Source organism: Phytoactinopolyspora limicola, from assembly GCF_011320225.1.
Taxonomy (GTDB): domain Bacteria; phylum Actinomycetota; class Actinomycetes; order Jiangellales; family Jiangellaceae; genus Phytoactinopolyspora; species Phytoactinopolyspora limicola.
The window spans coordinates 1-13,682 of sequence record NZ_JAAOEN010000016.1 but is presented as its reverse complement, the minus strand read 5'-3'; the positions used below and the strand labels follow the sequence as shown (position 1 = coordinate 13,682).

The following is a 13,682-nucleotide window of genomic DNA, read 5'->3' as shown; positions in this document are numbered from 1 at the left end:
GCCCGCCCTACGTTCTCGTCGCGAACCGGCTGAAGATCTTCTGGTTCAGGAAGATCGCCAGAAGAAGGATCGCGCCCTGCAGGATCTGGATGTAGAACGGCGAGACGTGCAGCAGAACGAGTCCGTTGGCGATGACACCGAGCACCAGAGCACCCAGCACGGTGCCGACGATGCTGCCCCGGCCCCCGAACAGGCTGGTGCCGCCGAGCACGACGGCGGTGATGACCTCCAGCTCGAACATCACCCCGGCATTCGCCGAGCCCGACGCCAGCCGGGTGGCGACCAAAACCCCTGCCACCGCGGCGGCCGTACTGGTCAGGACGAACACGCTGAGCCCGACCTTACGAACGGCCACCCCGCTGCGGCGCAGCGACTCGGCGTTCGACCCCATCCCGACGACGTACCGCCCGAACGGCGTCTTCGCGAAGACGAACCATCCGGCGACCGCGATCACCAGCGCCAGGATCGCCGGGACCGGGATGCCGAACAACCGGCCCTGACCCAGGGTGACCACCCAGGTGTCCCGCGGGATCGGGGTGGAGTAACCCTCGGTAGCACGTAGGGCTGTACCGCGGATGATCGACAACATGGCCAACGTGACGATGAACGCCGGGATGCCGTGATACGCGCTGAACCAGCCGTTGACGAAACCGATCGCCGCCCCCAGTAGAACCACAGCCACCAGGGCCAATGTTGGATCCCAGCCCGCGGCGATGGCGATGGCCAGCAGCGATCCGGACAACGCGACCGTCGACCCCACCGACAGGTCGATCCCGCCTGAGGTGATGACGAAGGTCATCGCCACCGCCACGATCATGGTGGGAGCGATCTGGCGAAGCAGGTTGAGCACGTTGTTGACGGTGAGGAATTGGTCGGCGGAGAAGGCGAAGACGAGCAGCAGCACCAGCAGCACGCCCCCCACAGCCACCGTCTGCACGTGGGTGGTGAGCTTCGCCGTGAGCCGTGCCTGGCGGGTCACGACCAGCCGCTCGTTGCCGGCCGGTTCGGTGGTTACCGGTGTGTTCATGCCGCATGTCCCCTTCCGACGATCTCTTCGACCAGGGCCTCCAGCGACGTGGTGTGCGCGTCGAGGTCGGCGCGCAGCGTCCCCTCGTACATCACGCAGAGCCGGTCGCACACCTCGAACAAGTCCTGCAGTCGGTGCGTGATGAGGATGACGCTGACTCCCCGCCGGGCGACGGTTCGGATCAGCTCCAGCACTGTTCGCACCTCGCTGACGGCCAACGCGGCCGTCGGCTCGTCCATGATCAGGACTCGTGGCCCGAAGGTGACCGCGCGGGCGATCGCCACGGCCTGCCGCTGACCACCGGACAGCGCCCGCACCGGCAGGTCCGTGAGCGGGATCCGGATCCGCAGGGCGTCCAGGTGCTCGCGAGCCTGCGCGTGCATGGCCCGCTCGTCGAGCATCAGGCCGCCGGCGGTTCGGGGTTCGCGTCCCAGAAAGAGGTTCCCGGCGACGTCGATGTCGTCGCAGAGCGCCAGGTCCTGATAGACCATCTCGATACCCAACTCGTGCGCCTCGCGCGGCGAGGTGTACGTCGCCGGCGCACCGTCGACGAGGATCTCGCCGGAATCCGGCACAACGGCGCCGGCGAGGATCTTCATCAGCGTCGACTTACCGGCCGCGTTGTCGCCGACCAGGCCGACCACCTCGCCGGGCCCGAGCCGGAGAGTGACCCCGCGCAGCGCGTCGACCATGCCGTAGCGCTTACGGATGTCCCGCATGACGATGCGGTCTGTGGTGCTCTCTCGTTGCGACATCGTCGCCAGACCCCTTCCGGCCTACTCGAACATCGAGCGGAACTCGTCCACGTTCTCGCTGGTGACGATGGTCACCGGCACGTCGATCGGAGACTCGACGGTGCCGCCTTCGACCAGTGTCTTGGCCGCTCGGACGGCTTCGACGCCTTCCCCGCGGGGGTCCTGCTGTACGACGGCCTCGACGAAGCCGTCGTCGATGCCGGAGATGGCCTCGGCGGTGAGGTCCCATCCGAAGACGCTGATGCGTTCGGCAGCGTCCTGGGAACGCACGGCCGCTACCGTCCCGAGCAGGGCCGGCTCGCCGGTGGCGTAGACGATGGATGTGTCGTTCTGACCGGTGACCATGTTCTCGGCCGCGGCCAGCGCTGCCTCCTGGCGATTCTCGCCATCAACGGTCTGCGTGATGGTCGCGCCGTTGCCCTCGACCGCCTCGACGAAGCTATCCATCCGGATGTTCTGGATGAACGAGTTCAGCGCACCCACCACACCGATGTTGGCTTCGGTGCCGGTTTCCTCGATCCAGGCGTTGACGTGGTCGCCGATCAGTGTGCCTGCCTCGTGGTTGTCGACGCCGACCTGGACGTCCACGTTGGGGTCGTCGACGATGGCATCCACCGCCACCACAGCCATACCAGCCTCCTTGGCCTCGGCCAGCGCTGGTTTGATGCCCTCGACGTCGATGGCGACCACGATGAGCGCGTCGAAGCCCTGGGTCACCATGTTGGCGATGGCCTCGTTCTGGGTGGCCGCGTCGTCGTTGGCGTTGAAGATGGTGAGGTCGACGCCCTCCTCGTCGGCGGCTTCTTGGGCGCCGGCGTTCATCTCATTGAAGAAGAGAGCTTGCTGGTTGATCTGGACAAGTCCGACCGTGATGTCGCTGTCGCCGCCGGCGTCGTCACCGGTGCCGTCGCCGCCACAGGCGGCCAGCGCCAGCAAGGATCCCATCAGCACAACGGCCGTGCCCGTGCGGTGTGCCCGATTGCGGGTCATCGGATCTCCTTCGTCTGGACCAAAACTTGGCAAACGTTTGCCCGTGGCGAGACAACTTACGAGCTGGATCACCTAGTGGTCAAGAGCGAATCCGGAGATTAACCGAAGTGAAACACTGGATCTTTGCCGCCATGTATGGGTTAAGATCGGGAAAACGTTTGGCAGTATGAGAGGTATGAGGGTGGCCGTCACCATTCACGACGTCGCACGCGAGGCAGGTGTCTCCGTCTCCACCGTGTCCCGTGCACTCTCCGGCGCTCGCCGGGTCGGTCCCGAACTGGTCGAGCGTGTACACGAGGCCGCACGCCGGGTCGGCTACCGGCACAACGCCGTCGCGCGGGCGCTGCGAGCACAACGCACCGGTGTCATCGGCATGGTGGTTCCGGAAATCAGCAACCCGTTCTTCCCCGCCATCGTCGAAGCGGTCGAGCGAACCTTGCAGGAGTCCGACCGCGAGCTGATGCTCTGCGACTCCCGCCGCTCCCCCGACGTCGAGCGCCGACGCATCCAGGCACTCCTCGGCCGCCAAGTGGACGGCCTGCTCATCAGTCCGGTCGATTCGCAGGCCAGCACCAAGGTGCTGCACGAAGCGATGCGACACACCGCCGTGGTGCAGATGGACCGCTATGCCGATCAGACCCGGCTGGACTGGGTAGGCGTCGACGACGAGTCCGGCATGGCCCTCGTGGTGCAGCATGTACGCGACCACGGCGCCGAGCGGGTGGCGCTGGTCAGCGCCGAACGAAACAGTTCCAGCGGCCGGGACCGGCTCGACGCGCTGCGCCGGGCCACCACCACGGCTGGCCTGGCCGAGTCGGTCGAATTGCTCGGCGAGTTCAGCATCGACTGGGGCGCGGCGGCCGCTCGCGAGCTGGTCAGCCGGGGCGACCTGCCCGACGCGGTGGTATGCGGGAACGACGAGATCGCGGTCGGTGTCATCCGTGAACTACGCCGGCACGGCCTGGCCGTTCCCGACGACGTCCTGGTCACCGGCTTCGACGACACCCCTATCGCCACCTACATCGAGCCCGCCCTGACTACTATCCGGCAACCCCGGGAAGCCATCGCCACCGAGGCGGTGCGGCTGCTCGATGCTCGCCTGGCTGACACCGAACTCCCCGTCCGCAAACTAGCCCTGCAACCCGAACTGGTGGTGCGCGGGAGCACCCAGCCAGGTAGCGAGGGGTCGGCGAGCTGATGGACGCGCTACATCTGAGCCAGGAACTTATCCGGGTGAACACGTGCCTGAGCGGCGAAGCGGTGGCTGCCGCACTGGTCGCCCATCACCTGGAAGCGGCCGGGGTGCCCAGCTCGGTGATCGAGTGGCGGCCCGGCCGCAGTCAGCTGATCGCCCGGCACGGTGGCGACCAACCGGTAGTGCTTACCGGGCACCTCGACACCGTCGCGGTTGATCCCGTGTCGTGGACGGCCGACCCGTGGGGTGCGCAGATCAGCGACGGATGGCTCTACGGCCGGGGCAGCAGCGACATGAAGTCCGGCGTGGCGGCCCTCACCGCGGCCTACCTCTCCCACGTCACCCGCCCACATCCCTGTCGCGGGGTCCAGCTGGTACTCACCGCGGCGGAAGAGACCGGCTGCGAAGGCGCCCGGAAGCTGGCCGCCACGATGCCGGCCGAACCACGCGCAGTGATTGTCGCCGAACCAACCGCCAACCGGCTCGTGCTCGGACACAAGGGAGCGTTATGGCTGCGGCTGACCGCCCGCGGCCGCGCCGCCCACGGCTCCCGGCCCGATCTCGGGGACAACGCCATCCTCCGGCTGACCCGGGCCGTGGAGGAGCTGCTCGCCGCCGGCCAGTGGCCCACCCACCCACAGCTCGGGGCCGGGACGATCAACGTCGGCACGGTCCACGGCGGGCAGCAGGTGAACATGGTGCCCGACCATGCCGAGGCCACCCTGGACATCCGCACTGTCCCGCATCCGGCAACCGCATCGCTCGCGGCCGACGTCGCGGCCGTGGTCGGCGACCAGGTGGACGTCACCACGCTCATGAACCTGCCCCCGGTGGCAACCGCCGCCGACCATCCGGCAACCGAGCTGGTGCGTACGGTGCTGCGCGACGCCGGCCTGCCCGACCATCCCGACCCCGGCGCCACGTTCTTCACCGATGCCGCTGTCCTGGGCGGCCCCGCGTTGATCATCGGTCCCGGTGAACCCGACCAGGCGCACGTCGTCGACGAACGATGCCGCGTGGATCACATCTACGCCGCCACCGAGATCTACACCACCCTGCTCGACCGCGCGTGTGTGCGGGCATAGCGGCTCAGCCCACTGGCACCTCTGGGATCCTCCGACATCTCGGTGGCTGTAGCGACCACAACGTCGGAAGCCACCGGACCTCGGGACGAGTCGTCGTCACCCCTTGCGTTTGGTGATCTCCTCGGTGGCCTGCGGCAGCACGGTGTGGAGGTCGCCCACGACACCGAAGTCGGCCATGGCGAAGATCGGCGCCTCGGGGTCTTTGTCGATGGCCACGATGGTTTTCGACGTCTGCATACCCGCTCGGTGCTGGATGGCGCCGGAGATACCTGCCGCAATGTACAGCTGCGGCGAGACCGTCTGACCGGTCTGCCCCACCTGGTGCGAGTGCGGATACCAGCCGGAGTCCACCGCGGCCCGCGACGCACCAACGGCCGCGCCGAGCGCGTCGGCCAGGGACTCGACCGCACTGAAGTCTCCACCCGTACCGCGCCCGCCGGACACGACGATGGCCGCCTCGGTCAGCTCGGGCCGTCCCGTCGCCTGGCGAGCGGCTCGATCGACAACCTTCGCCTTCGTCGCCGCATCGGACACGGACACGGACACGTTCTCTTCCGCGGGGCTCGTCTCGGCCGGCTCCGGGGTAGCCGAGTTGGGTTTGACGGTGATGATCGGCGTGCCGTGGGTGACCCGTGCGTTGACGGTGTAGCCACCGGCGAAGGCCGACTGGGTGGTGGTGAGGTCGGCAGCGACGTCGACGGCATCGGTGATGAGCCCCGACTCCAGCTTCACCGCCAGCCGGGCAGCGATCTCCTTGCCGTCTGGTGTAGACGGCACCAGCACGGCAGCCGGGTTAGCCTGCGCGGCGATCTGCGCTAGGACCTCGGCAGCCGGCGCCACGAGGTAGTCATTGAGTTCGGGCGCGTCCGCGACATAAACCTTGGTGGCGCCGAACCGGCCCAGTGTCTCGCGAGCAGCGTCTATCCCGGACCCGAGGAACACCGCGGCCGGCTCACCAGCGCGGCGAGCGAGGGTCAGCAGCTCCGTGGTGGTTTTGCGCACCGCTCCGTCGACATGATCGACGAGGACGAGGATCTCAGCCATTCTTTCTCTCCCTTGGAGCAAGCACTCGGATCAGACGAACTTCTGGCCGGCGAGGAACTCGACGAGTTTGGCGCCGCCGTCGCCTTCGTCGGTGACGATCTCGCCCTGGGTGCGCTCCGGCCGTTTGGTAACCGTCTCGACCGTGGTCCAGGCGGCGGCGAGCCCGACGGTTCCGGCATCAACCCCTAGGTCGGCCAGCGACCACGTTTCGACCGGCTTCTTCTTCGCCGCCATGATGCCCTTGAACGACGGGTACCGCGGCTCGTTGATCTGGTCGGTGACCGACACGATGGCCGGCAGGGCGGCCTCTACGGTCTCGGTGACGTCGGCGTCACGACGGGCCCGGACACTGCCGGCTTCCACGTTCAGTTCGCCAACGAAACCGACATGGGCCAGGCCGAGCCGCTCGGCAAGCATCGCCGGGACAACACTCATTCCACCGTCGGTGGACGCCATACCGGTGAGGATGAGATCGACGTCGCCGATCTTCTGGATGGCCGCCGCCAGCACTGCGGACGTAGCGACGGCGTCCGAGCCGTGCAGGGCGTCATCGGCGACGTGGGCGCCGGAGTCGGCGCCCATTTGCAGCGCTCGCTTGACCGCGTCCAGGGCCGCGTCGGGGCCCATAGTCAGAGCGACGACTTCGGCGTCGCCCGACTCGGCGATCTTGAGCGCCGCCTCGACGGCGTACTCGTCCAGCTCCGACAAGATGCCGTCGACGTTGGTCCGGTCGGTGGTGTGATCGGCTTCATTGAACGTGCGGTCTGCCGCGGCGTCCGGCACGTGCTTCACCAAGGCGACGATCTTCATGGTCGTGCAACGACCTCCTGTGCGTAGAATGGAGCGTCCTTTTGGGCGTACACAAGGCAGGCACTACCCACTCGAACGCACTCGATGGTACCCCTTGTTACTGGCCAGTAGCTGGCTGAGTGCGGTTCTTCACACTTTCCGGTCTGAGCTGCTCCGGCTCGGTTACCGCGGGATCCGGCAGCGGAGCGTAGTGCTCGTCGGGCTCAGGTCTGCGCGCTCGCCGCAACCACCGCCCTACCGCGCGATAGGTGTCGTTGCGGATGAAGATCGCGTCGGCGGCCAGAATCGCCAGGGAGAACCAGGGCAATGCCATCGTCACCGCAATACCGACGTGCATGAAGAACACCAGAATCAGTGCGACGATCCGGGTTCCGCGGCGCAACAGGAGCAGCGGGAAGAACACCTGAACGAATACCGTCACATAACTGCCGATGGTGACGAACAGGCCGCTGGTGTACACCAGCTCGTTTAATGCCGGCCAAGCCTCGTACTGGCCGATCCGCAACGGGTAGTAAAGTCCGACGCCTTCCTGCCACATCGAACCGCGCACCTTCGACAACCCGGAGACCAGATACACCACGAACACCTGGCCAGCGATGGCCACCAACGCGATGTTGTGGAACAGCACACCCGGCCATGCTGGCCATTGCCAGCGCAACCCCGCCCGAGCCGGCTCACCCCGTTCCGCACGGCGACGCGCGTCCAGCGACAGGTGCGCGCCGGTGTCCGCGAAACACATGAACAGCAACAGGATCCGAATGAGATTGTCGCCGGCGTCTGTCGCGATGGGGTTGAGCCGCATCAGGCCGGCCAGCATCAGCAGCAGCAGCGGCGTGATCACTCGTACCCGCCAGCCGAACATGAACAGTGCGGCCACCACGCCTAGACACAAGTATTTGACGGTGAACTCGACCGTCGACTCCGACCCGGTGAAGAACACGGTGAACGGAAAGCCCCACCCATCGATCACACGCCAGGGCTGTAGCCACTGTGATCCTGGCCCCCACACGTAGTAGCGGTCGAGGAAGTTCACGGTCAGCGATCCGAGGATCGCAACTCCCATACAGATCCTCATGACCGCCAGGCCGTACGTGGCCTTCTTGCCGAGAAAGAGCCACCTCTCGCCGTCGGTGACGGTCCGGTTCAACACCGACAACACCACGCGGAACGCATCTCCGACCAGGCCCACGATCATGGCGTCACCCCGCCCACCTGATCACTCAACCGGAGCAATGTCCGGGCGAAGGCGCCGTCGTCCTGGCCATCGTTCACCAGCACGGGCCGCCAGCCGAACTCTCGATATATACGATGCGGCTCCTCGGGCTCGGGCTCGAAACGGTCCTCCCAGCTGGGCACCGGCGTGCGTTGGAGCCGGAACTGGACGGCAACCACGTCGTCGCCCCACAGCGCTCGGGCCACCTGGGTCGAGTACCCGCTTGCGACCCGGTCGGCCCGGACGATGGTGGCCACCCTCGACGACGTCTGGCCGCCTTGAGCCTCGATGAGATCGTCGGCGAGCGGCGTCCACACGTCCATGTCTTCGTAGTCGTCGGCGACGATCTCCTTCTGCTCGTCGTTGAGCCGGTTCCACGCCGAGTTGAGCCGCCGGTGCATATTCGCCGACAGCCGGCTGACCCTGGACGGCGCCGGGTTGCCGCGAACGACACTCCATTCAAGTTGGGTCGGCGACACCCACTCGGTGGTCCGGATGTCGCCGGTTACGGGATCTTCCGTGCGCGCACGGAGCAACAGCTCACTTTCGCTGCTGACCGGGTTCGGCGCGAAAAGGCTCCAGTTCTGCTGGAAGAACGGCTGGATATACCCGTTGACCTCCTCCCGCAGCGCTTCCTTGACGGGATTGTCAGGGGCATTCCACAGAAACGTCATGAGGAAATGGATCCCCAGGAGACCCACCAGGAAGAACGCGATCCCGCGGGCGAGGGGTGGCACATGGACGGCGGCGCGCTGCCCGTCCTTGGTGTCGGACACCCCGCAAAGACTAGACGACACCACCAGCCGCCGTCTGCCTCACTCCGACATGACGGTGGGCCGGCCCCCCGTTCTGGGTGCCGGCCCACCGGTGAGGTCACGTCCTCACACGTGCCGTGATGGTCGATTCAGGCGACTAGCCCTGAGCCGTCATCCGGCGGTTGCGGCTGGAGACATACATCGTGTAACCACCGGCGGCCAGCAGGCCAACCACGAGCAGCAGCCACAGGATGTTCGAGCCGGTGTCGGGCAGCTTGTCGCCGTCCGCGTCGGCCTCCGCGTCGGCGTCCGCGTCGGCGTCGGCGTCGGCGTCAACATCAGCATCGACGTCGGCATCCACGTCCGCGTCAACATCAGCATCGACGTCGGCATCCACGTCCGCGTCAACATCAGCATCGACGTCGGCATCGACATCCGCGTCAACATCAGCATCGACGTCGGCATCCACGTCCGCGTCAACATCAGCATCGACGTCGGCATCCACGTCCACGTCAACATCGACCTCGACATCCACGTCGGTGTCGTCCTGCACCCGGTTGGGGCCAACCTCGGAGCGAGCCAGGTCGACCACGGCCAGGCTGTTCGCCGGCAGGACGTCGATGTACAGCGCGGACACGCTGAACGGTCCACCGGACTCGGCGTTGGCCTGCGCCGCGCCGCCGAGGAGCGGAACACTACGCAGCATCTGAGTCCGCGCGGAGTTCATCGGCTGGTCGGGCTGATAGTTGAGCTTGATGGAGATGAGCTGCGACAGCACACCCTCCAGCTCATCGAGCAGACCGTCCAGGCCCAGGTCGGCCAGCAGGCCGTCCAGCGTGGCACCGAGGCCATCCACCAGTGCGACGACCTCGTCGAGCAGGTCACCGATCAGCGGCAGAAGGTCGCTGGTCAGCGAACCCAGAACGGTGCCGAGGAGGCCACCAACGGGACCAGTGGTCTCGATCTCGAGCTCGGCGTCGCCCTCGATCAGGTCGGTGACGGTGGCCAGCAGCGAGAGGTCCAGCGTGCCCAGGTTCAAGCCCAGCGGGTTGGCGTTGATGAACAGGTTGAGGTCGACCTCAGCCGCACCGAGGGCAGACTTCACGGTGTCGACGATGTCGCCGAGCAGGTCCGAGAGGAGGTCACCCAGGTTGTCCAGCAGGCCGCCGATGACGGCCGCGCTGAGCAGTTCGGTGTTCGGAGGCTGGCCGTTGAGCCCGCCCTCGAGGATCTCGTTGAGGTCGATGATCAGCGTGCCCGTGTTGAGGTCGAGTTCGATACCCGAGCCACCGATCGGCGCCTCCAGGATCTCCTCGACCGCGCCCCGGATGTCGCTGGTCACGCTCACGTTGAGGTCAAGCTCGACCCCGACGAGGGCCAGCAGGCCGGTCAACCCGTCGATCGCATCCAATAGCTCGGCGAGCAGGCTCTCCTCGCCCAGGACGCTGTTCAGCAGGTCGTCGACCTCGCCGACGGTGTCCAGGATGTCCGGCAGCAGGTCGGCCAGCAGCGGCAACTCGATCTTGAGGAACCCGCCGGCGATCTCGTAGTCGCGGTTGAGGGTGAAGCCCTCACCGACGCCGTCCGAGCTGATCTCCACCTCCGACGGCCCGATCAGGTGCGCCTCGGACGAGATGGCGCCGAGCTCGAGTTCGACGTTGGCGATGGTGTCGGCGAACTGATCACCGAGGAGGTTGCCCAGGCTGAAGTTGGCGTTGCCCGGGAATCCAGCCTCGACACCGGTACCGATGCCGCCGCTATCGGCTACGGCACCCGTAGCCGCACTCGACGTGCCCTTGTCTTTGGCTGTGGCCCACTGGTTGACCGCACCGAGCTCGATGATCTCGCTCAACGGCAGCTGGAGGCCCCCCGGGATCTCGATGTTGATCGAGTCGAGGAGGGTGATGTCAAGAGGGTTGGCCTCGGTGACCGGGTCCGGGGTGCCGAAGTTCTCGACCTCCACGCCGGCTAGCTCTACCAGCCGGTCCAGATCGGTTCCGAGGATCTCTCCGGAGAGGAATCGCGCCTCTGCGCGCGAGTAGTCTCCTTCGTCCGCCAACGCCGGCATCGCCAGTGTCGTCGACGTCAGGGCCGCTATGGCCCCGGCGGCGACGCTGCTGACGAGCAGCCGTCGACGCTTCCTACTTTCAAACGTCATGCCTTCTCCCCTAGGGCAGTAACAAAAGTGACCGTCGCAGGCATAAAGAATTCGCGCACTGCGACGTGATCACGACACTATCGGCAGAAAGTTCCTTCGTCGTAGTGGGAGGTGATCGTACGTTTGGACATAATTTGTGGCCGACCAGATACTAGCCAGGCACAATTATCCCTAAAGAGAGAAAAGCTATTGTTGTCGCCCCAAAACGGACATTCATGGCGCCACTTATCAAGCCCCAATAGAACGCCAGCACAAAAAAGAGATTTCGGGCAGGCTACGCCACTCCCGCCTCGATCAGCGGGTGGGCACTCCGGTGGCCACGGGCGCTTGTGCGGGTTGCTCCTCCGCCTGAGCCGCCAGTCGAGCCGCGCCCCGCCGCGCCCGCCGCTCCTGCCACCGTCGACGTCCCCAGCGCTGGATGCTTACATACGTCGAGTCACGGATGAAGATCATGTCGCCGGCCAGGATGAACAGCGAGAAGAACGGCAGGCCCATGATCACGGCGATGCCGAGGTGCATCGCCGCCACACCCATCAGTGCGATCACCCGGGTGGTACGCCGCAGCAACATCAGCGGGAAGAAGATCTGAATGAAGACCGAGAAGTAGGTGATGACCATCACGCCCAGCGCGCTGGACCCGAGGAACTCGTTCAGCGCCGGCCAAGGCGCGTACTGTCCCACCTGCATCGGGTAGTAGACGGCGGTGCCGTCCTGCCACAACTCCCCCTGAACCTTGTACAGACCTGATGCCAGGTAGATCAAGCAGACCTGGACCCCTATAGCCAACACGGCGAGATTGTGGAAGACGATCGCCACCATCGAACTGTTGGCACGCAGTTCGGGAGACACCCGGACGTTGATCGGGCTGTGCCACTGACCTGCGGCCTGTTTGGCCCGTCGACGGGCGTCAAGCGACCAGCGCCCGGAGGTGTCGGCGAAGCACATGTAGAAGAAGAGGATCCGGAAGATGTTGTCGCTCTGGTCGCCGTAGATCGGCTGCGCCTCGATCAGACTGACCCACAAGATCAGGATGATCGGCGCGAGAATCCGGGTGCGCCAGCCAAGCACCAGCAACACCAGCAGGACCGCCACCAGGCCGAGCTTGAGGTCCAGCTCAAGCTGGCTGCTGCCGCCCCGGAAGAAGGTGAACGGCCAGCTGAAGCCCCCGTTGTCGTCGATCGGTTCTAACCAGCGGGCGGCGTCGCCCCAGAGGTAGTGCCGGTTGAGCCAGTTGGCGGCGAGGAAGCCCAACGCGGTCAGGCCGAACAGGATCCGGACCACCGCGAGACCGTAAGTGGCACGTTTGGCCCCAAGCAGCCAGTCCTCACCGAACCGCAGCTTGGGTGCGACGTGGTCGTTCCACAACACGGGAGTTCGTGCGCTCATCGGGCGAACCTCTCGATCGCGGCGGCGAACGCCTCCCGGTCCTGACCGTCGTGCTCGATCAACGGCCGGCGGCCGAACTCCCGGGTGACCACCCGCGGTTCGAGATCACGGTGCCGGTCCTCGAATGACGTAGCGCGGTATTCCTCGGTCTTGAACTGCACATACTTGATGCCGGCGTCTTCACCCCACCACGCATACGCGAACTGCGTGGCGTAAGCGGTGATCGCTTGGTCATACTTCAGCACATACGAGATCCGGCTCGCCGGAGATCGATCGTCTTCACGCATCATCCGGGCCCGCAGCCGGTCCCACGCGTCATGGTGGTAGTGGCTGGCCAGCGCAAACCGTTCCTCGCTGGTCATCCTGGCGTGTTGCTGGCCGATGCGGGTCGCGGCACGGCGGGTGACGATACCGACCCTGGACGGTGTGAGGTTGTGCAGCACCGCGGCGTCGATCTCCAGATCGGTGACGTTGACCCACTCGGTGTGCCGTTGGTCGTTGTACCACCCACGGACGAACAAGGTCCGCTCGGTACCGATGGGCCGCGGTGCGAACAGGCTCCAGTTCTGTTGGAACATGGGAAGCATGTAGGCGTTCATCGGTTCCTTCAGCGAGTCTTTCGCTGCGTTGTCCGGACCGACGAACAGCGCCGTCACCGCGAGGTGCGCGCCAACCGCCAGGCCCAGCACACCCGCCAGGAACTTAAGCCAGGCCGGCCTTGTCTGCTGCATCCGATGCCCCTATCCCCGCAGACCCACCAGCCTGCGCGCGACACCTAAAGTGCCGGTTTTCTTGCCTCGTCACGGCGTTGCCTCAGTAGACGTATCACGAACGGTGGTGGGCCCGCACCGGCCATTCGGTGCGGACCCACCTAGTCCATTTGACGGATAGACGCGGCGCGTCTACTCGACGATGGCCCGGCGTCGGTTGCTGGCCGTGTAGGCGAGCACACCCGCACCGAGCATCAGCACCACCGTCATGGTGATCAGCAGAAGGTTGCCAACACCGGTGTCGGGCAGGTCGTCACCATCGGCGTCCTTGTCCGCGTCAGCGTCGGCATCCGCGTCAGCGTCGGCGTCCACGTCCGTCTCAACGTCGGCATCGCCGTCAGCGTCGGCCTCGGCGTCCACGTCGACCTCCGCGTCCACGTCAGCATCAACATCCGCATCCACGTCAGCATCAACATCCGCATCCACGTCAGCATCAACATCCGCATCCACGTCAGCATCAACATCCGCATCCACGTCAGCATCAACATCCGCAT

At 65.9% G+C, this 13,682-nt stretch carries 13 protein-coding genes; 2 read left to right on the top strand and 11 right to left on the bottom strand.

Translation table 11 applies throughout. From position 1 onward, the window contains the following. Window positions 1–7: 7 nt before the first annotated feature. The 3 genes from G8760_RS24395 to G8760_RS24385 are packed head-to-tail and all read right to left on the bottom strand — an operon-like array spanning window position 8 to window position 2,772. Entirely contained in the window at window positions 8–1,027 is a 1,020-nt protein-coding gene (locus G8760_RS24395) for an ABC transporter permease (RefSeq protein WP_166355458.1), read from the bottom strand. Beyond that, on the bottom strand, window positions 1,024–1,782 hold the full coding sequence (locus G8760_RS24390; protein WP_166355457.1) for an ATP-binding cassette domain-containing protein: 759 nt from the start codon (window positions 1,780–1,782) through the stop codon (window positions 1,024–1,026). The genes G8760_RS24395 and G8760_RS24390 overlap by 4 nt, the downstream gene beginning before the upstream one ends. 21 nt (window positions 1,783–1,803) lie before the next feature. Beyond that, window positions 1,804–2,772, bottom strand: coding sequence for a substrate-binding domain-containing protein (locus G8760_RS24385; RefSeq protein WP_166355456.1), 969 nt, complete (start codon window positions 2,770–2,772; stop codon window positions 1,804–1,806). Between the two features lie 175 nt (window positions 2,773–2,947). Between G8760_RS24385 and G8760_RS24380 the strand changes: the two genes are divergently transcribed. After that, entirely contained in the window at window positions 2,948–3,970 is a 1,023-nt protein-coding gene (locus G8760_RS24380; RefSeq protein ID WP_207782678.1) for a LacI family DNA-binding transcriptional regulator, read from the top strand. Continuing rightward, window positions 3,970–5,052: a M20 family metallopeptidase gene (locus tag G8760_RS24375; protein WP_166355455.1), complete on the top strand. Its 1,083-nt coding sequence runs from the start codon at window positions 3,970–3,972 to the stop codon at window positions 5,050–5,052. The genes G8760_RS24380 and G8760_RS24375 overlap by 1 nt, the downstream gene beginning before the upstream one ends. A 96-nt stretch (window positions 5,053–5,148) precedes the next feature. On the opposite strand, the gene G8760_RS24370 is transcribed toward G8760_RS24375, so the two are convergent. The 8 genes from G8760_RS24370 to G8760_RS24335 form a co-directional block, all read right to left on the bottom strand. Further along, window positions 5,149–6,096, bottom strand: coding sequence for an electron transfer flavoprotein subunit alpha/FixB family protein (locus tag G8760_RS24370; protein ID WP_166355454.1), 948 nt, complete (start codon window positions 6,094–6,096; stop codon window positions 5,149–5,151). 30 nt (window positions 6,097–6,126) lie between these two features. Beyond that, a complete protein-coding gene (locus tag G8760_RS24365; protein ID WP_166355453.1) occupies window positions 6,127–6,906 on the bottom strand; it encodes an electron transfer flavoprotein subunit beta/FixA family protein in 780 nt (259 codons plus the stop codon). A gap of 97 nt (window positions 6,907–7,003) precedes the next feature. Next, window positions 7,004–8,101 carry an HTTM domain-containing protein gene (locus tag G8760_RS24360; protein WP_166355452.1) on the bottom strand — a complete coding sequence of 366 codons (1,098 nt, stop codon included), beginning with the start codon at window positions 8,099–8,101 and terminating at the stop codon, window positions 7,004–7,006. After that, entirely contained in the window at window positions 8,098–8,895 is a 798-nt protein-coding gene (locus tag G8760_RS24355) for a DUF5819 family protein (RefSeq protein ID WP_166355451.1), read from the bottom strand. Before G8760_RS24355 ends, G8760_RS24360 begins: the two co-directional genes overlap by 4 nt. A gap of 136 nt (window positions 8,896–9,031) precedes the next feature. Continuing rightward, window positions 9,032–11,032 carry a choice-of-anchor G family protein gene (locus G8760_RS24350; RefSeq protein ID WP_166355450.1) on the bottom strand — a complete coding sequence of 667 codons (2,001 nt, stop codon included), beginning with the start codon at window positions 11,030–11,032 and terminating at the stop codon, window positions 9,032–9,034. A 294-nt stretch (window positions 11,033–11,326) separates the two neighbouring features. Further along, window positions 11,327–12,418 (bottom strand): HTTM domain-containing protein, encoded by a 1,092-nt coding sequence (locus G8760_RS24345; RefSeq protein WP_166355449.1) that lies wholly within the window; start codon window positions 12,416–12,418, stop codon window positions 11,327–11,329. Further along, window positions 12,415–13,149: a DUF5819 family protein gene (locus G8760_RS24340; protein ID WP_166355448.1), complete on the bottom strand. Its 735-nt coding sequence runs from the start codon at window positions 13,147–13,149 to the stop codon at window positions 12,415–12,417. Before G8760_RS24340 ends, G8760_RS24345 begins: the two co-directional genes overlap by 4 nt. A 171-nt stretch (window positions 13,150–13,320) precedes the next feature. Next, window positions 13,321–13,682: hypothetical protein (locus G8760_RS24335; protein WP_207782677.1), on the bottom strand; the 362-nt coding region annotated here is incomplete at its 5' end.

Excerpts from the sequence above, each read along its gene's own strand:
- G8760_RS24395 (WP_166355458.1), bottom strand. The coding sequence starts at position 1,027 with ATGAACACACCGGTAACCACCGAACCGGCCGGCAACGAGCGGCTGGTC.
- G8760_RS24390 (WP_166355457.1), bottom strand. The coding sequence starts at position 1,782 with ATGTCGCAACGAGAGAGCACCACAGACCGCATCGTCATGCGGGACATC.
- G8760_RS24385 (WP_166355456.1), bottom strand. The coding sequence starts at position 2,772 with ATGACCCGCAATCGGGCACACCGCACGGGCACGGCCGTTGTGCTGATG.
- G8760_RS24380 (WP_207782678.1), top strand. The coding sequence starts at position 2,948 with ATGAGGGTGGCCGTCACCATTCACGACGTCGCACGCGAGGCAGGTGTC.
- G8760_RS24375 (WP_166355455.1), top strand. The coding sequence starts at position 3,970 with ATGGACGCGCTACATCTGAGCCAGGAACTTATCCGGGTGAACACGTGC.
- G8760_RS24370 (WP_166355454.1), bottom strand. The coding sequence starts at position 6,096 with ATGGCTGAGATCCTCGTCCTCGTCGATCATGTCGACGGAGCGGTGCGC.
- G8760_RS24365 (WP_166355453.1), bottom strand. The coding sequence starts at position 6,906 with ATGAAGATCGTCGCCTTGGTGAAGCACGTGCCGGACGCCGCGGCAGAC.
- G8760_RS24360 (WP_166355452.1), bottom strand. The coding sequence starts at position 8,101 with ATGATCGTGGGCCTGGTCGGAGATGCGTTCCGCGTGGTGTTGTCGGTG.
- G8760_RS24350 (WP_166355450.1), bottom strand. The coding sequence starts at position 11,032 with ATGACGTTTGAAAGTAGGAAGCGTCGACGGCTGCTCGTCAGCAGCGTC.
- G8760_RS24345 (WP_166355449.1), bottom strand. The coding sequence starts at position 12,418 with ATGAGCGCACGAACTCCCGTGTTGTGGAACGACCACGTCGCACCCAAG.
- G8760_RS24340 (WP_166355448.1), bottom strand. The coding sequence starts at position 13,149 with ATGCAGCAGACAAGGCCGGCCTGGCTTAAGTTCCTGGCGGGTGTGCTG.